Source organism: Paenibacillus sp. JT31N7, from assembly GCF_059692095.1.
Window position 1 is genome coordinate 305,191 of sequence record NZ_JCAUAT010000005.1, and the last position, 17,189, is coordinate 322,379.

The 17,189-nt window shown below is 50.9% G+C and carries 18 protein-coding genes; 3 read left to right on the forward strand and 15 right to left on the reverse strand.

Going from position 1 to position 17,189, the window contains the following annotated elements:
• The first annotated feature begins 34 nt into the window (after positions 1-34).
• Positions 35-601 (forward strand): methylated-DNA--[protein]-cysteine S-methyltransferase, encoded by a 567-nt coding sequence (locus AC58P5_RS21805; RefSeq protein WP_497390279.1) that lies wholly within the window; start codon positions 35-37, stop codon positions 599-601.
• On the forward strand, positions 561-1,553 hold the full coding sequence (locus tag AC58P5_RS21810) for a DNA-3-methyladenine glycosylase family protein (protein WP_497390281.1): 993 nt from the start codon (positions 561-563) through the stop codon (positions 1,551-1,553). Before AC58P5_RS21805 ends, AC58P5_RS21810 begins: the two co-directional genes overlap by 41 nt.
• On the opposite strand, the gene AC58P5_RS21815 is transcribed toward AC58P5_RS21810, so the two are convergent.
• From AC58P5_RS21815 to deoR, 12 genes are all read right to left on the reverse strand, one after another.
• Complete coding sequence (locus AC58P5_RS21815) at positions 1,516-2,196, reverse strand: 4'-phosphopantetheinyl transferase family protein (RefSeq protein ID WP_497390283.1); 681 nt, start codon at positions 2,194-2,196, stop codon at positions 1,516-1,518. The genes AC58P5_RS21810 and AC58P5_RS21815 overlap by 38 nt on opposite strands.
• 535 nt (positions 2,197-2,731) lie before the next feature.
• Positions 2,732-3,388: a GAP family protein gene (locus AC58P5_RS21820; RefSeq protein WP_497390285.1), complete on the reverse strand. Its 657-nt coding sequence runs from the start codon at positions 3,386-3,388 to the stop codon at positions 2,732-2,734.
• Positions 3,385-4,158, reverse strand: a complete 774-nt coding sequence (locus tag AC58P5_RS21825; protein ID WP_497390287.1) for a MerR family transcriptional regulator — start codon at positions 4,156-4,158, stop codon at positions 3,385-3,387. Before AC58P5_RS21825 ends, AC58P5_RS21820 begins: the two co-directional genes overlap by 4 nt.
• Before the next feature lie 26 nt (positions 4,159-4,184).
• Positions 4,185-4,334 (reverse strand): hypothetical protein, encoded by a 150-nt coding sequence (locus tag AC58P5_RS21830; protein WP_497390289.1) that lies wholly within the window; start codon positions 4,332-4,334, stop codon positions 4,185-4,187.
• A 294-nt stretch (positions 4,335-4,628) separates the two neighbouring features.
• The gene (locus AC58P5_RS21835) at positions 4,629-4,868 is read right to left on the reverse strand and encodes a hypothetical protein (RefSeq protein WP_497390291.1); all 240 of its coding nucleotides are present in this window, start codon (positions 4,866-4,868) and stop codon (positions 4,629-4,631) included.
• Between the two features lie 13 nt (positions 4,869-4,881).
• Positions 4,882-5,235 carry a winged helix-turn-helix domain-containing protein gene (locus AC58P5_RS21840; RefSeq protein WP_497390431.1) on the reverse strand — a complete coding sequence of 118 codons (354 nt, stop codon included), beginning with the start codon at positions 5,233-5,235 and terminating at the stop codon, positions 4,882-4,884.
• 20 nt (positions 5,236-5,255) lie between these two features.
• Entirely contained in the window at positions 5,256-5,630 is a 375-nt protein-coding gene (locus AC58P5_RS21845) for a VOC family protein (RefSeq protein ID WP_497390293.1), read from the reverse strand.
• A 65-nt stretch (positions 5,631-5,695) separates the two neighbouring features.
• Entirely contained in the window at positions 5,696-6,454 is a 759-nt protein-coding gene (locus tag AC58P5_RS21850; protein ID WP_497390295.1) for a DUF3891 family protein, read from the reverse strand.
• Between the two features lie 582 nt (positions 6,455-7,036).
• The gene (locus AC58P5_RS21855) at positions 7,037-8,323 is read right to left on the reverse strand and encodes an NCS2 family permease (RefSeq protein ID WP_497390297.1); all 1,287 of its coding nucleotides are present in this window, start codon (positions 8,321-8,323) and stop codon (positions 7,037-7,039) included.
• Positions 8,324-8,675: 352 nt separating this feature from the next.
• A complete protein-coding gene (locus AC58P5_RS21860; RefSeq protein WP_497390299.1) occupies positions 8,676-9,989 on the reverse strand; it encodes an amidohydrolase family protein in 1,314 nt (437 codons plus the stop codon).
• A gap of 273 nt (positions 9,990-10,262) precedes the next feature.
• A complete protein-coding gene (locus AC58P5_RS21865) occupies positions 10,263-11,096 on the reverse strand; it encodes a purine-nucleoside phosphorylase (protein WP_497390301.1) in 834 nt (277 codons plus the stop codon).
• 76 nt (positions 11,097-11,172) lie between these two features.
• Positions 11,173-12,138: a DNA-binding transcriptional repressor DeoR gene (gene deoR / locus AC58P5_RS21870; protein ID WP_413006276.1), complete on the reverse strand. Its 966-nt coding sequence runs from the start codon at positions 12,136-12,138 to the stop codon at positions 11,173-11,175.
• A 286-nt stretch (positions 12,139-12,424) separates the two neighbouring features.
• Here deoR and AC58P5_RS21875 point away from each other — a divergent pair, with 286 nt between their 5' ends.
• Positions 12,425-14,302, forward strand: a complete 1,878-nt coding sequence (locus AC58P5_RS21875) for a bifunctional metallophosphatase/5'-nucleotidase (RefSeq protein ID WP_497390303.1) — start codon at positions 12,425-12,427, stop codon at positions 14,300-14,302.
• A 344-nt stretch (positions 14,303-14,646) separates the two neighbouring features.
• Here the strand turns inward: AC58P5_RS21875 and AC58P5_RS21880 are convergent, their stop codons facing one another.
• The 3 genes from AC58P5_RS21880 to hpaB form a co-directional block, all read right to left on the reverse strand.
• A complete protein-coding gene (locus AC58P5_RS21880) occupies positions 14,647-15,051 on the reverse strand; it encodes a VOC family protein (protein WP_497390305.1) in 405 nt (134 codons plus the stop codon).
• A 166-nt stretch (positions 15,052-15,217) separates the two neighbouring features.
• Positions 15,218-15,514, reverse strand: a complete 297-nt coding sequence (locus AC58P5_RS21885) for a putative quinol monooxygenase (RefSeq protein WP_497390307.1) — start codon at positions 15,512-15,514, stop codon at positions 15,218-15,220.
• Between the two features lie 205 nt (positions 15,515-15,719).
• Entirely contained in the window at positions 15,720-17,177 is a 1,458-nt protein-coding gene (hpaB, locus tag AC58P5_RS21890) for a 4-hydroxyphenylacetate 3-monooxygenase, oxygenase component (protein WP_497390309.1), read from the reverse strand.
• Positions 17,178-17,189: the final 12 nt, after the last annotated feature.

Sequence of the window (17,189 nt, forward strand, 5' to 3'; positions counted from 1 at the left end):
ACCAAGAAACCGAGATATACAGGAGGCAAATATAATGAATACTCTTCCAGCGACAGTCGAAATTTATTGGGCGGCCCTGGTGCATCCCCTTTTCCGGAACAAACCTTTATATATAGCCGCCACAGACCGTGGATTGTGCCGCATTACGTGGCCGACCGAGAGTCTGGACACCCTGAAAAGCTGGGCCGCCAGGCAGATTCCCGGAGCCGTGCTGATTGAAGACCAAGAACGGATGGCCGGCTATCTCCTTCAACTGAAAGAGTATCTCGAAGGAACCCGGCAGCAATTCGACGTTCCGCTCGATATGCGGGGTACGGCTTTTCAGACTTCCGTCTGGAACGCTCTTGCCGAAATTCCGTTCGGGGAAACGCGCAGCTACTCCGACATTGCCGCAAGCGTAGGCAGTCCCGCAGCCGTAAGAGCGGTCGGTACGGCCAACGGAGCCAATCCCGTCCCCATCATCGTGCCTTGCCACCGCGTTATCGGCAAGAATGCGGCGCTTACCGGTTTCAGAGGTGGCCTCCAGGTCAAAGAAGAGCTGCTCAGACTGGAGGGATTCCATGACTATACGGCAGAAGGACACGCCCGTTTTCAGTTTTGACGAACACACGGGAATCGCGCAAATCGAAACTCCGGCGGCGTTCAGTTATCCGGAAACGCTCCTGTACCTGACGCGCTCCCCCCTGGAGTGCCTTCACAGCGTGGAGGACCGCCGCATTTACAAGCTTCTTGAGGCGGGAAAGGAGATGCTCCCGGTCGAAATCAGCGAGCCGGGTCCCGGCCGGCTGCAGCTGCGGTTTATGCAGGGCCCGCCCGTCAACCCGGACGCTGTCCGGGAAGCGGCGGCCTACACGGCGGAATGGCTGGACCTCGCCAGAAATATGACGCCCTTCTATGCGCTGGCACAGTCCGACCCGCTGCTCGGGCCGTTAGCTTCCGGGTATTACGGGCTCCGCATTATCGGCGTGCCGCATTTGTTCGAAGCCCTCTGCTGGGCTATCGCCGGGCAGCAGATCAATTTGACGTTCGCTTATACGCTCAAGCGCAGGCTTGTGGAGAATTACGGAAAGAAGTTGGACTGGGAAGGCCGCACATACTGGCTGTTCCCGAAACCGCGGGATTTGGCGGACGTGACCGTGGACGAGCTGAGGCAGCTCCAGTTCACCGGCAAAAAGGCCGAATACATCCTCCATGTGGCGGGTCTGATGGACAGCGGCACGCTGTCGAAGGAAGCGCTTCTCGCCTCCGGTTCCTATGAGGACGCCGAGCGCACCCTGCTCGCCATACGCGGCATCGGTCCGTGGACCGCGCATTATGTGCTGATGCGCTGCCTGCGGAACCCGGCCGCTTTCCCTATCGGGGACGCGGGACTTCACAACGCGCTGAAACAGCTGCTGCACCGCACGCAAAAGCCGGCTCTCGAAGAGATCCGGCGGCTTTTCGCTCCCTGGCGGGGATGGGAGGCTTATGCGGTGTTTTATTTATGGAGAAGCCTCATGCCGGAAGGTTCTCTTTCTATTGAAACACCAGATCTTCCAGACGCAAAAACGTAACCCGATTCGGAAATGCATCCGAAGTCGAGCAAACCGACAATTTGTAAGGCCCCTCAAGCTCATACTGCTTGAAAACATGGGTCGGCTGCGGCTCCAGCCCGAACACGCCGCTTCCCCTCTTGCGGATGGAAAAAGAGTCCAGCGGAATCGACAACCCTTTGCCGACCGCTTTGATGTAGCTCTCCTTCAGCGTCCACAGATCGAAGAAATAATCCAGCCGCTCCTCCGGAGGTAGGCTGAAGAGGTCGTCTTTCTCCGCGGCAGAAAAAAAGCGCTCGGCAATATCCAGATCCACCTGCTGGATCTGCTCTACATCGATGCCAACCTCTTCTTCCGAAACGGCCGCCGCGACCCAGCAGCCCGAATGCGTCACGTTGTAATGGACGCCGGTACGGGGAGCAGTCACGTGGGGCTTGCCGTAGGCATTCGTCCCGAAGCGCAGCTCCGGGTTAGCGGCGGCCAGTTTCCGGCACAGGCACCATCTCGCGAGAGCATCCGCGGCAACCGCCCTTATGCGGTCCTCTTGCCGGTAAAACTTTCGAGCTTTGGCCCGCTTCTCCTCTGACAGATAGACCATCAGCCGGTCCGCATGTTGTACAATCTCTTCTTCGTCGAAACGTATGTTTATCGCAAAAATATCCATCTTCTATCCCCAATAATCGAAGTTGTTGGCTTAACCGAGGCAGACAGGGCTTTATTTTCAAGGGTACCTGTCCTTTCTTCCTTATTGTACCAAATGTAAGAGCTTGTGTGGGACATTCCCCTACGCTCACCATTTCTTTTATAAGGCACGGGTAAAATGTCGCCCGTGACTACTCCCGGCGCGTAATGAGGTGGCATGACAGAGATCACCGAGTGCGATCGACAACGCCTTCTATGCTCCGCGGCCCGGGCCTGGGTCCGGATGCTTCATCGCATGCCAAAAAAGCCTGGCGATACCAAGTATCGTCAGGCTTTTTTTGGTGCCTCCCCTATCGACGCGGCACCTCCCGGAGCGTAGTCCTGCTGTTACTAAAAATGACAGTTCTTCTTTAGCTTTTGATTGAAAAAGTAGATTGTTATGAAACAGCGGCGACCTAAGACCTGATAATAAAGTCTTAGACTGCCGCTGTTATTATTTAACTAACGAACCCGTTAGCTTAACATCTTTAGATAGCAAGCTGAATACATTAAATTCTTTACAGATAATCCAAACTATTAAAAATCAAAATCAGACCAACGATACACATGATCCACGAAATAGCCGATCCTGAATACTTTGAAATCTTGATTTGAAGCTTTTCCAATGGTCTTTGCATCACACGCCCTAATATTAAATGCAAGGAAAACACAATTAATGGCGGAAGTACCATTATGAAATTATAACCGGCTAAAATCGGGAGCCACTGAAAAACTGCTAAATTGGAGGTTGTCATAAGACCAATCGCAGCAAAATATGGAAATGCTGTACCCACTTCAATCAATGATGTCGAAAACCCGAGTGCAATCATGGATGTCTTACTTTTGGACTTCGACCTTGGCAAATCCGTTTTTTTACTCTCTGGGTAGTAAAAGCTGGCTATAAACAGAATTCCCCCAATGATCAGCGTAACCCAACTCACAATCCGATTTTGAAAGATAGAGGAGAACACAGCTAGTAACATATCCATGCCTAACATGAAAGTTACACCTACCAAAAAATAAAATGCCGCTACTGTAACTAAGTAAATCATTAAGCGTGAACATAATCGCTCCTTTTCAGTTAACAGCAAATATACCGTCACCCCTAATGTTGTAGGACTCAGCGTATCTAATAAGGCTAATCCCCCTACCGAAACAAGGAGTTCCGGACTCATGATTCTCCTCCTTGCTCGAAGGAATAGTCCTGTAGGCAAGAAATGTGAATGTCATAGGCTCGTTCCATAAAATCAAGAACTTCCTTATCTATAGGATAAAGTCCGAGTTTCTCAGATTGCTTTGAGGATTTCCTCAAATCCCATAATTTATTTATAAATTCGTTTTCGTCTTTGAATTCTTCCATTTGTTTTTCCAGCATACGGCGTATTATGTTTTGCACTCTTGATGAAGCAGGATCATCTTTCGTATATCGTTTTATCTGACCTAACAAAGCAATCCACTCCAGAGAATCAGGGTCTTCTCCCTTCATTTTGGGGAGCTTTGTCCACAGCTTAATTTCCTTATCGTTAAACATATTTTCCTTAAAGGTTAGCAATCTTTTTTTATTTTGACTCGATAAATGAATAAGTTTCTGTACCGCAAGCCATTCATCCCCGCCTTCGACTGAAATCCCATTTATCAATTCCCTTACAGACGATTCTATTTCTCTTAATCTTTCCTGTTCTTCAAGGATATAAGCTAACTGGCTTTTCAAACTGTTCGACCAATTCCAATTAGAGTCAGATAATATATCTTTAATATATTGCAACTTGTAACCCATTCCTTTGAAGAATTGGATATATTGAAGCTTCTTCATTTCCTCATCAGAATATAGACGATGTCCCCCTTCTGTTTTGGATGAAGCCGTCAATAATCCGATCTGATCATAGTACCGAAGTGTTCTGACCGTGATTTCAGTTTGTTTCGCTACTTCTTTGATATGAATCAAGCTGACACCTCCAACGATGGACAATTCTAGTTTTCTTTATCTTTATATACAGCAGATTTGATTAGATACCCCAATCCTAATCCGACTAATACTCCTGGAAATGCTTGATCCAACATAAGTCCAATTCCTGCTCCTATAATGACACATGCATAAATAATGATATCTCCTTGTTTCATTTTTACACATCCCTTTTGTATAAATCTCTTTTCCCCTGACTTAATGAACATAACTTAAGAGGAGCCTCATCATTTGCTTGATTATACAAGATGACGCAACGTCACTTTCAAGTTTTTTATCATTAGAATATTCTTTGCACAAGTAAGCTTGATGTTGACGCAACGTAATCTTATAGAATCATTTTCACAATATGAAGAAAACGAAGATCTGCAAACTATTTCACTCACAGAAGATCAACAAAAGAAGCCTGCTTTCCATCTTTCTAATGGAACCAGGCTTCTGATATTCTTGATTCATCTGTTAGATGTCGTTGGATGCGGGATGAGCGGCGATACGGTTCCCCTCTCTTCTTGCTTTGGTAAAGCATTGAACACACCTTTTCCATCGTCTTCCGTAAACCAGAAGACGATGTTTTTTATACTCTTGCGATCAGCTTCAACATGAATTTCCTTTATTAGCGCCCGAAGCAACATCCGTTTCTCTTCGTTCGTTGCATCTTCGAACAAGCTGTCAAAGTTCATCAATGCTTCCAAAATGATTTCTTTGTTATTTGCGAAATAATGCTTGGGCATCCGCATCGGCTTTGGCCAGCGAATAGGTCGCTTTGGTAAAACTGAAGTTCATTCGTTTAAGCATCGCGCTGACGCCACGGACACTCATAGTGACGCCAAACGTCAGTTTGATCCACTCGGCTACCAGCGGAAGCGTCCAGGTGTAACGCGCTTCAAAGCCTACATCGGCTGGGGTCTTTTGCTCCAGCCTGGCACCCAATTGACTGCGTTGCTCATCCGTGAGCTTCGTCGGTTGTCCGGGGGAATGATCCATTTCCAGTCCAACAAGTTCTCTAAGCTCCCTACGACAAATAAACCACCTCAGAGTACGGTGGTTTATTTGAATTATCGTTCTTCTTTAGCGTAGTCTTAACCTTTAGATGTAACCCTTATGTAATAACCATCAGGATCTATTATTCTGAAATCCTTTGTCCCCCACGGTCTTTTGGTTAATTCAGAATGAATCGGGTAATTGCAATTTTCGATTCTTTTAAGATATTCTTCAATTTCATCAACTTCTAATACTATTTCAACACAAACACCCTTGCGTTCCGATGCCGTTTTGGGTTTTAAGTAATGACTGTCCCCAAGTTGGGTCATCGCACCAAGACCAATAACGGCATTACCATTCCTCAATGATATATACCTTTCAGATTCTTTTTCTTTTGTAAAACCCAACACGTAATTATAAAATTTTGCTGATTCAGTTAAATTTTCAACGAACAATTCCATTCTCATAAACATAAATGTATTCCCCTTAAATGATTTTAATTTCTTTTTATTTAAACTGCCTGTTATTTCAACCTCACTTACTTACAAAACTTTATTGTATGATCCATGAAATCTACTTTTTTGTAAGCATTGTCAATTCCCTGATTTTTTATTAATTCTTTAGAAACAGTCTTGTATCTTAGCTTTGTTTGAAACTCTTTATCGAAAGGGAAATTACTAACACTAATTTGCTCTTCATCAATCCATTTAGTAAATATTAGACTTTTTTCTTTATTATCAAAGAACTCTGAGTGCCTTATTCCTTCTCTATACCAAAGGTGTTCTCCATTCTTTTCGACTCCTGGTTCATTCAAACAAACATACAACGATAAACGATCACAAAATTGTAATATCCTAAGATGTAATGATATTGTTTCTTGATTTACATTTATTGAATCTAAAATGCTCTTCTGCCGTAAGTTTTCTCTCTCTAGAAACGCTAAACATTCAGGTTGTAGCCCATCTTTAAAAAAAGATGAATAGTGTAAACTACTTAGTAAACACGCATACTTACTGATCTTCTCGATTTCATCTAGCCCTAATTGATATAGGGCTAATTTAGGTAATAAGGGATAATCCATAAACGAATAAGGAACATGTTTCTGATCATTCCACAAGGCTGTATCATCCAGAGAAATCCAACTAGGATCATGCTCATAGGCAACTATTATTAGTTCGTCAATATTATTATCAATATAGAATTCTCCCCGTAAATGCTTCGCTATATCTCCAAAAATAGAAGCATGATCATGTTGCTGTATTATTACAAATTCATCTTTTCTTTCTCGAATTATCAAATAATCACTTGCTACTTCCTAGTAATAGACTCTATAAATACTTAAAACGTCGAACCTCATAAAATCTCTTTTCATTTAAGTATACCATAATTATCCTATTTCATTTTCTTCTTGTTTTAACAATTCCGTCCGTTAGCTTAATTATTGTTTGTGAATTACAAAGGACCGGATATAGCGTCTCTGGTACTTTGTAATTCGCATAATTATATTATTTTAAACTCACCATTAACTCCACTCTCCGCTTTACCACTATTTGTGATACGGTTCACCGTAATTGATCTTATACTAAGAGAACGTGAGTTATTGTGTCTATTAGTTGCTCAATATGCCATTTTGGATAGCCGAACATTGTCTAAGCCCCAAGAGATTGACAATTTGATCAACCAGTCTAATAAATGTGTCGTTCAAAATAAAAAGCCGATTGCTGCGGGGGCAATCGACGCTTGAAGCGAGAAACTTTCCAGGTCACTCACCTTAATATCGTAGCATAGGTACCCGACTCGGACTCTAGTGGATGGCCGCCCGTTTTGCGACGCCGATTATCGGGCTCCGGGAGCTGCATCCCCGTGCGGATTCCCCTTTTTAATGAACGAACAGAGCGGAAGCCACGAAGTTCAGAACAAAGAGCGCGGCAATTGCATACAGCAAAGGCGAGCATTTTCTCCACTGGCCGATGGCCACCTTCGTCAGAGGATACGCAATGAAGCCGAAAGCGAGGCCGTCCGCGATGCTGGACGTCAGCGGAATACACACCACGATCAGAAACGCGGGCAAATATTCCGAGAAATCGTGGAACGGAATGTCCTTCACGCTCATCATCATCAGCGCTCCGATGATAATGAGCACCGGCGCGACGGCGTTGCCGGGAATCAGCCCGATGACGGGCAGCGCCAGAGCGGAGAGCAGGAACAGAACCGCCGTTACGAGCGGAGGGATGCCTGTCCGGCCGCCTTCGGAAATGCCGGAGGTGCTTTCGGCGGAAGCGATGGTCGGGCTGGTCCCGAAAAAGCCGGATACGATCGTGGACACCGCCACGACCCGGTAAGCTTTCGGGAACTTTTGCTTGTCCGGCAGCATCCCGCTGAGCAGCCCCATATTCTCGAACAGGACGATCATCGTCATGGAAAAGACCGCGATCCAGAACGGAATCTGCATGACGCTGAAATCGGCGGCTCCCAGAACCTGCCCGTAAGCCTTAAGATCGACCGCTTTGTCGGCCAGGTCTCCTTTGCCTGCGAGTCCGAGCGTCAAGACGCTCGTAAACCCGATCCCGATGAGCAGGCTTCCTTTTATGTTGCGGACAAACAGCATAAAGGTGACCGCAAGCCCGATAAGCGTCGCCAGCGTAACCGGACTCGTAAAGCTGCCGAGCGCCACGTAGTTGACGGAATCGGGCTGAACGATCTGGCCTTTCTGCAGGCCGATAAACGTAAGCATGAGGCCGATCCCCGCGGTAATCCCGTGCTTCAGCGACGCGGGCACCGCCGATAAAATTTTGCTGCCGAATGAAGACACGCTCGCAAGCAGGAAAATGACACCCGACACGACGACAACGGCAAGCGCCTGCTGCCAGGAAAGTCCCAGCGACTGGACGATCGTGTAGGTAAAGAACGCGTTCAGCCCCATGCCGGGGATGACGATAATGGGCGCATTCGCCCACAGGGCCATCAACAGACAGCCGATAATGGTCGCCGCAATGGTGGCAAGTACTCCCGCGCTCAGCGGCATTCCCGTATCCTGCAGGATGAGGGGATTGACGAGCATAATATACGCACTCGTAAAGAACGAGGTGAGCCCCGCCATCAGCTCTCTTTTCCACGTCGTCCCGTGGGCTTCCAATTGAAAATACCGGTTAAGACCCCGAATCACTTCTATTCCTCCACTCTGCCCCGGACCCGCCCGTTATACCGGATGCTTAATCAAGCTCGGGTATAACCGTAATTGAACGTTCTCTATGATAATAAAAATAACGGGTACCGGCTGTGCGTTCGCTCAACCGGTCGATCGTTACTGAGGTTCTATTATGAAAACTGACGCTGCCCGCTAAACGCTTATCGCATCGAGCACGCTGCCAGCGCGCAGTGCGTGCGCGGCGCATAACCGTGGTCAACCGCACAGCCTCCGAACGCATTGGGCCTCTTTTCAACCCTTTCGCGTCCGGGCGTCTAAAATTCTTGCTTCATTAATATAGCTTCCGCTTTTCGTAGTCCGCGCAGCGGGTTTATTGAAACTCAGCCTGTAAACGGTTGGCTTCCGCAAGGATCTTCTCTTCGTCGATCGTCAGGCAGCTTCCGCCGCGCACAACGGCCGCTCCGCCGACATACACATCGCAGACGTCACGTCCGCTTGCGGCATAGAGCAGATGCGAAAACGCCTGCTCCAGCGGCTGAAGGTGCGGCTTATCCGACGGATCGATGGTGATAAAATCCGCCTTTTTCCCCGGCTCCAGCGATCCCGTATGGCCCATGCCGATAGCCTCGGCACCGACGCGCGTGGCCAGAGACAGCACTGTTTCGGCGGGAAGCTTGCTCGCGTCTTTGTAGATCCCCTTCTGCAGCAGGGCCGCGGTCCTCATCTCCTCGAACATATCGAGGTTGTTGTTGGAGGCCGTGCTGTCCGTGGCGATGCCGACCTTGACTCCCGCATCGAGAAGCGCGGCAACGTCCGCCACACCCGATCCCAGCTTCAAGTTGCTGATGGGATTATGGGCCACCCGCACATCGTATTGATGAAGAATCGATCTTTCTTCATCGTTAAGAACGACCCCGTGGGCCATCACGGTCGGCTGGCCGAACAGGCCGAGGCGGCGAAGGTGCTCCACGGGGCGCACGCCGTAGCGGCTCTCGATGTCGCGGATCTCCAGATCCGTCTCCGACACGTGGATATGCACCATAAGGCCGTTCTCGGCCGCGATTCGCGCACTTTCCTCCAGCGCCGCGGGCGTGCACGCATACGGGCTGTGGGGCGCAACCATCGTCGTCAGACGTCCGTCCGCGAACGTGCGGAAATGTTTCGCGAACCGCTCCGCGCTGGCGATGTTATCCCGCTGCTGCCGCTCCGTGCCCAGGCTGAAAATCGTATGCGAGAACGCGCCGCGTATGCCCGTATCGGCGATTTCCTGCATGATGCCGTCCAGGTCGATGCCGTTCGGATTGAACATATCCGAGAAGGTCGTCGTACCCGACTTCAGCATCTCCAGAATGCCGAGCCGGGTGCTGACAGACGCGATCTCCGGCGTAAATTTTGCTTCCATCGGCCAGATCTTCGTCTCCAGCCAAGGCTTCAGCAGCATATCGTCGCCGATCCCCCGCAGGATGGTCATCACGATATGGGAGTGGACATTGACGAGCCCGGGCATAACCCATTTGCCGCCCAGATCGACGACCCGGTCCGCCGCGGCCAGCCGCTCTCCGGAATGAGCGCCGATGTAATCGATCGCGTCGCCGCTGACGACCATCATTCCGTTTTTGTACTGCCGGCTGTTTTCATCTATCGTAAAAAAGTGACCGTTTACATAAGCTGTATTCAAAACCATCTCTCCAGACTTATCTAAGTTGTAGAAAAAGGTAATGCATCGAAGCCCGTTATGTCAGGGCTAGTATCTGTGAAACCCGAATACATTACACCTATTATAGGTATGATATGAACATATGTAAATATTAATTTGAAATTTATTTTATGTCTGTCTATTCTATTTTATGCCGTCCTTCTTGCAAATCGTTCCACTCCCTTATCCGGGCGCAAAAAAAGAACCCTGGACGGCAATATCCAGGATTCATTGGGTACCGGGCAGGCGGCCGGACTGCCGCTACAGGTCGCTGCGACCGATGATGCCTTTGATCAGCGCCACGAAGTTAGCGCGCACCATCTCAGTCGTCTCCATGACTTCCGCATGGGAAAGCGGCTGCTCCAGGATGCCCGCGGCCATGTTGGAAATGCAGGAGATGCCCAGCACCTCCAGCCCCGCATAGCTTGCGGCGATAGCTTCCGGCACGGTGGACATGCCTACCGCGTCTCCGCCGAGCGCACGCACCATGCGGATTTCGGCCGGCGTTTCGTACGAAGGGCCCGTGAGGCCCGCGTATACGCCTTCTTTCAGGTTCATGTTCAGCGAACCGGCTGTTTCGCGCACCTTTTCGCGCAGCCTTTTCGAGTAAGCCTCCGACATATCCGGAAAACGCGGACCGAGCTGCGCGTCGTTGGGTCCGATCAGCGGGTTGGACGCCATCAGGTTGATGTGATCGGAGATCAGCATGAGATCCCCCGGCTCCAGGCTTACGTCTACTCCGCCTGCGGCATTGGTCAGAAGAAGCGTCTTTACGCCGAGCTGCTTCATAACGAATACGGGAAAAACGACCTTATTCATGGCGTATCCCTCGTAATAGTGAAAACGTCCCTGCATGGCGACAACCGGCTTGCCCTGAAGCATCCCGCAGACGAGCCGTCCGGCATGCCCTTCCACCGTCGATACCGGGAAGCCGGGAATCTCGTGATAAGGAATCACGACCGGATTCTCGATTTCATCGGCGAGAACGCCTAGGCCCGAACCGAGAATAAGGCCGACCTGCGGCGTGAACGTCAGCTTGTCCTTAATAAAGGCAGCCGCCTGCGATACGTGGTTAGTCTGTTTAGTCTGTGTCATCTCATGAAGTCCCCCTGGTATGGTACGGTACAAGACAGCTCGGCCGGGGCACGCCGCGTATCCTGCAGGCCCGCCGTCAGGCTGTTGCCGTCTGCCCGCCGTCATGTTTGGCGATGAGCGCTTTGGCCGTCATCTGGTCGGTTATAAGCGTATTCGCATATCCGCCGCGGAGCGCGCCGTAGATGGCGTTTACCTTTCCCATTCCGCCGGCTACGAGAATCGCTTGTTCTTTCTCCTTTAAATCTTCCAGCTCGATTCCGATGGTGCGGTCGTTCAGGCTGGTATGGCAGATCTGCCCTTTATCGTCGAAATATCGGGAGCAAATGTCGCCCACGGCTCTACTCTGAATAATCTCCAAATCTTCCTCGGTCATGTAATTGGACTGGATCAGCACCGATTCGGCATCCGGCAGCCCGACCGTAAAGATTGCGATATTGGCAAGCTTCCCGAGATCCAGCACGCGGCGGATATGCCGGTCGGACTGAATCGCCTGCTTGACCAGACTGTGATCGACGATAGCCGGAAGATAGAGAAAATACGGCGTGACATGAAACGCCCGGCTGAACAGATAGATGATTTCGGACGGAGAGATCGTAATGTCCGCATGGCTCACGCCCCCGTTCAGCTGCACGACGCGCGAATCCGTCAGCCCCTTCTGCTGGAGGTTCGCCGCCACCTGGTACATCGTGGTTCCCCACGAAGCCCCGATGATATCTTTGTCTTTGACCGTCGTCATCAAGTACTGCGCGGCCGCCTCGCCGATAAATTTCTTGACGATTTCGTCGTCGTAAGTCGGCACGAAAGCGACGACCGCTTTTTTCAGATGGAACTTCTCCCGTAAGGTAACCGCAAGAGCTTCGCAATCTTCCGAAGGGTCCGCGATATGAATCTTCACGATTCCTTCTGTCTTCGCCTGCTGCAGCAAACGCGACACGGTCGGACGGGATAAGCCGAGCATTTGCGCGATCTGGTTCTGATTATAGTCCAGCTGGTAGTATAGTTTGGCTACCTCGATAATCTTTCTGAGCTTTTCATCTTCCATTGGGGCTTTTCCCTGCCTCGCATCATGAAATTATGTTCAATATAAAAGTGACATCATTTCATTCCCTGAGTATAAAACATCCTATTATGAAAATCAATCCAATCCAGGCCGGAAATGAATGAAGATGAGCGTGAATTCAATAAGCACTTCTCTTCATTATACCATTTTTGAGAGCGTTTACGGCGGCATCCGTGCACAAATTGACAAACTATGTTCGCTATACCTCTATTGTTGCCCCGAAAGGCTCATGTTACAATGAGTCTACTTTTGTTAAGGGGGAATTCTTTTGTTCAAAGGCAAATTTGTTTCGGCTATATCTGTAAGCGCAATCATTTCTTCCATTCTGGCAACGTCGATTTACGCCCAGACTGCACCACAGATCACTCATACCGACTGGATGCAAAAGAAAGCGATCATCGAAGGCTACGAAGGCGGCGGCCTGGCACTGGACCGCAGTGTTTCGACAGCGGAGCTTGCGACTATTCTCGCCCGTTCCAAAGGAGCTTCCCTGACGGCGGATGCTTCGATTTCCCACTGGGCTTCGGCTTCCCTGTCCTGGGCCAAAAAGCAGGGACTCCTGAGCGAAACGGAAGCAACTAAGCCGGACGCCGTTCTAAACGCCGCAGCCGTTACCGAAATCGCCAAAAAAGCCGGCTATGACGTCAAACTGACGGCAGGTGCCGACTCCGTATCCCGGAAAGATTTTCTGCAGGCGCTCGGTCAAGCCCTCACCCTACATATTACGATCGGACATACCAACGACGTTCACGGACATATCGAAGAAAACAAATCCCTGAAAGAGTTCGGCTACGCCAAAATCGCAACACTCGTTAAAGAAATGCGGGCGGAAAACCCTAATTTCATGCTGATGGATGCGGGCGACACTTTCCAAGGGACCGTTTTCGCCAACCTGTTCAAAGGCGAGTCCATCGTGCCGCTTCTGAACTACCTCAATTACGACGCGCAGGCGGCGGGCAACCATGAATTCGACTTCGGCTACGAGCAGCTGCTCAAGCTCAAAGGCATGGTCGATCACCCGATCATTTCTTCCAACGTGTTCAAAAAAGAAGACGGCACGGAGCTGCTCCAGCCGGTACATTATGCCGAAATCGGCGGCAAAAAATTCGCCATCCTCGGCTTTACTACCGCAGACACACCTATCGTGACTCATCCGGACAACGTGAAAGCGCTGGAGTTCAAGGACCCGATCGAAGTAGCGAAGCAGCTTGTGCCCGAGCTGAAAAAGAAAGTCGATCACGTCATCGTCGTTTGCCATAACGGCATCGAAGTCGACCGCGAAATGGCCAAGACGGTGCCCGGCATCGACCTGATCATCGGCGGCCACTCTCATACGCAGCTGACGAAGCCGGAGCTCGTGAACGGCACGTACATCGTACAGGACTGGGAATACGGCAAGTCGATGGGCCGGGCGGACTTGTACTATTACAACAAGGAGCTTGTCGGCTTTACCGGCGGCCTGATCGAGTACGACGAGAAAGTAGAGCCCGATGCCGAGATGGCGAAGCTGGTGAAAGATATCGTCGGCCGTGTAGACGGACAGCTTGATGTGAAAATCGCCAAAACCGACGTTCAGCTCGACGGGGAACGCACCCTCGTACGCGCGAAGGAAACCAATCTCGGCAACCTGATCGCCGATGCCATGCTCGCCAAAACCAAGACGATCGGCGGACAGGAAGCCGATGTTGCGCTTATTAACGGCGGCGGTATCCGGACCCAGGTGAATGCCGGAGACATCACGAAGAAAAATCTGTACGACGTTCTCCCGTTCCCGAACACCCTGGTCGTACTGGAACTCAAAGGCAGCGAGCTGAAAGCGGCACTCGAAAACGGAGTCGGCAAAGTGGAGAGCGGCGAAGGGCGCTTCCCGCAAATCGGCGGCATGACGTTCACCTACAACCGCAGCAAGCCTGCAGGCGAACGAGTAGTCGAGCTGAAAGTGAAAGGCGAGCCGGTTGATCCCGACAAGACCTACAAGCTCGCTACGAATGACTTTATCGCGGCCGGCGGTGACGGCTACGCCATGATGAAGGATAAGAAAGTGTTCAACTCCGGCTTCACGCTTTATGATGTCGTGGAAGAAGCCCTAATGAAGCAGGGAACCGTTAATCCGAAGGTTGAAGGACGTATTGTCGAAGTAAAATAAGAACCGAACGCCGCCCCTATCAGGGCCGGCACGTACAAAAAATAGAAAACCCGCAGACAAAGTGTTCTGCGGGTTTTCCTTTTTTCCGGGGCGGCGCGTTCGCCGCCAGATCCGTTGTCCGCAAGGCTCCTTGCGTAACCCGCCTCCGGCGCTATTGCAGGGACCGCCGACGTGAGGCGGCCCGCCTGCGGCGCCATCGAAGGGACCATCGGCGATGAGGCGGCTTCCCCTTGCAAGCATCCGACCCGGCGGTTCAAAATACAGGCCCGCGGACGACCGCGAAGGCTCCGCCAGCGTGAGCCTTCGCATGTCCACCGCGCGTCCCCCGTTAACGGCCGCACCGGTCAGAGCCCTTTTGTATCCCTCAGTTCGATGATCGTCCCTTCGGGCGCCATCAGCTTGCACAGCTTCCCGTTCTCGACGGTGTATATTTCTCCGCCGTTTTTGAGCCTGAATTCCGCTCCCGAATCCTTCAAACGGCGCACCTCTTCTTCAAGATCCCCGGTCCATAAACAAAAATGAACGATTCCCCGCGAACTCGTATTCACCGGTTGAAGCTCTTCACCCGCCTTGCCGGTTTGCAGCTCGATATAGAACTCGCCGAGCCGCAGCCAGGAATTATAAGCCCGTGTATGAAAATCGGGCGTTTCCTGTACAACTTCGAAGCCGAGCGCATCCCGGTAAAATGCCAGAGATTGTTCATAACAGTTCGTCTGAATGCAGATATGGTGGATAACTTTTGCGGTCATGACGCGATTCTCCTTTGCCGCCTGCTTATGAATGTGCGTATGTGTACAGGCTGTGCACAAACCCGATGATAATCCATCTTCAGGACCGCCGCAATGTTTGATCCCCGGTAAAAAGAACAAGCCGCCGTCTGTAAACTACAGACGACAGCTTGTTTTGCAGCATCTTCTAGGCCTTAACCGCTTCGGCCGAGTAAACTTTCACATCGAGCGGTGCGGCGAGAAATTCGCCCGCTTTGCCGGTAAAAGCCGTGAAATGAGCGCTGGAATTATGGCTGGCAACCGCCTGCTGATCTTTCCAGACCTCCACCATTGTGTAAGCATTCTCCTTTTCCGCATGTTTGTACAAATCATACGAAACATTGCCGTTCTCGCCTCTCGAAGCTTCCACGAGCGGAAGAATCTCTTTCAGGAATACCTCATCTTTACCCGGCTGAAGCTGCATGGCCGCGTGAATAATAATCATGACTCGTCATCCTCCTCTTATGTTAGACAGCCTCTCCCGGCAGGGGGCTCTCTTGTATGCTTTCCAAACGCAAGTCTTCTTAATTACTTCAATAATAAAATATTTATCTATAAATAATATAAAAGAAAAAAAACCGAAAAGCAAAAAAGGCCCCGGCCCGCGCCGAAGCTTTTTCAACTTTACCGGCAGTCTTAAACCCTTCCGCTCAGTCGTGTCCCGACAAGAAATCCTGTACCCGGCGTCCCAGCGTTTCCCGTTCTTTGTAGCCTTTGTACAGACGTCCGTTAACCACCGATGAATCTCCGAAGAAAAACCGCTCGTAAACCGCCTGCCTGCCGCCGAACGCGCTGACGCCAAGCTCCCACGCAAGCCGGGATAATTTCACGTTTTCCTCGGCGCTCAGATCAATGCCCTTCAAATAGCGGTTCAGTTGGCCGCCGATTTCGGTTCTAAAATCCGCTTCGTCCGGAATCATGATCAATCCGCTCGCTCCGATCAACTGGATGATTTCCACAAAACGCGGATACACTTTCGGGAAGTAAACGTTAGCCGCAAGCAGAGGCTTCGGATCGGGCAGCATGCTCCCCCATTTATCCCGGGACGCCCCTTTCTCGGCCGCAAGCTGCAGCGCCTTCAGCGTCTCCAAGGCTACGATAACCTCCGTTACTTTCTCGGTCACATGGCTGTGGCTGTCAAGCCCGCCCGCCTCGACCAATCGTTGGAGCGTCCCTAGGATGAACTCCGTTTTGGCGATGTTTTTGCACATAATCTGCATACCGGCGTGGGTATGAAACCGGCTTTCCTCCACAAGCCGCCAGGCCATCCTTTCGTCCCCGCATATAAACACCCGATCCCACGGCACGAGCGCATCCTCGAAAAGAACGAGCGTATCCATTTCCTCATACCGGGAGCTCAGAGGATAGTTGTACGCCGACTCGCCCCCGACGAAGCTCTCTCTGCATACGAAGCTCACGCCGGCCAGATTGCTGGGCACCGCAAAAGCGAACGCATATGGGCTCTCCTCGCTGCCCGCGTACGGAAAAGGGGCCGGAAAAACGAGAATTTCATCCGACGTCGCCCCCTGCGTATCCAGCAGGAACGCGCCCCGTACCACGATCCCCTCTTTATTCTTTTCGACCACCCGGGCGGCGGCGGGTTCCTCGAAGGTCCGCAGAAAAGTGGACATTCTCGCTACTTTCGGCTGAATGAACACGTGAGAGAGCGTCACGTCGTTTTCCCGGCAGTATTCGTAATACCGCCTCAAGTTATCCGCGTACTCGGGATTTTCCTTCTCGATCAGTCCCGCCGCTGCGGAGAACGCCATCAAGGCGGTGTTCATATAATCGGGAGCACGCCCCAGGAAGCCGTGATGCCTGGCTGCCCACGCCTGCATCATCTGCCTGCGCAGCGCAAGATCCTTCTTCGTCTTCGGCTGCAGGAAGGACAATCCGACCGGGTCCCCAGTCAAAGGGGAAGAATACGTCATTTTCGCTTGCCATTCCTCCGCCTGCTGCATATCATACATGGAAGCTTGAGTCGCCATCAGTCCTTTGAAAGCTCTATGCTCCGAAATCAATCCCTGCACCCGTCCCCCCGCAATCCAGACGCCGGGAAGATGCCGGTTAATCCGTTCTATATAGTCGCTGCCATTTTTAACGGGCATTGGAATCGCCTC

What these genes read in the sequence shown, in the direction of transcription:
- AC58P5_RS21805 (WP_497390279.1), top strand. Translation starts at nt 35, where the DNA reads ATGAATACTCTTCCAGCGACAGTCGAAATTTATTGGGCGGCCCTGGTG.
- AC58P5_RS21810 (WP_497390281.1), top strand. Translation starts at nt 561, where the DNA reads ATGACTATACGGCAGAAGGACACGCCCGTTTTCAGTTTTGACGAACAC.
- AC58P5_RS21815 (WP_497390283.1), bottom strand. Translation starts at nt 2,196, where the DNA reads ATGGATATTTTTGCGATAAACATACGTTTCGACGAAGAAGAGATTGTA.
- AC58P5_RS21820 (WP_497390285.1), bottom strand. Translation starts at nt 3,388, where the DNA reads ATGAGTCCGGAACTCCTTGTTTCGGTAGGGGGATTAGCCTTATTAGAT.
- AC58P5_RS21830 (WP_497390289.1), bottom strand. Translation starts at nt 4,334, where the DNA reads ATGAAACAAGGAGATATCATTATTTATGCATGTGTCATTATAGGAGCA.
- AC58P5_RS21845 (WP_497390293.1), bottom strand. Translation starts at nt 5,630, where the DNA reads ATGTTTATGAGAATGGAATTGTTCGTTGAAAATTTAACTGAATCAGCA.
- AC58P5_RS21860 (WP_497390299.1), bottom strand. Translation starts at nt 9,989, where the DNA reads ATGGTTTTGAATACAGCTTATGTAAACGGTCACTTTTTTACGATAGAT.
- AC58P5_RS21865 (WP_497390301.1), bottom strand. Translation starts at nt 11,096, where the DNA reads ATGACACAGACTAAACAGACTAACCACGTATCGCAGGCGGCTGCCTTT.
- deoR (WP_413006276.1), bottom strand. Translation starts at nt 12,138, where the DNA reads ATGGAAGATGAAAAGCTCAGAAAGATTATCGAGGTAGCCAAACTATAC.
- AC58P5_RS21880 (WP_497390305.1), bottom strand. Translation starts at nt 15,051, where the DNA reads ATGACCGCAAAAGTTATCCACCATATCTGCATTCAGACGAACTGTTAT.
- AC58P5_RS21885 (WP_497390307.1), bottom strand. Translation starts at nt 15,514, where the DNA reads ATGATTATTATTCACGCGGCCATGCAGCTTCAGCCGGGTAAAGATGAG.
- hpaB (WP_497390309.1), bottom strand. Translation starts at nt 17,177, where the DNA reads ATGCCCGTTAAAAATGGCAGCGACTATATAGAACGGATTAACCGGCAT.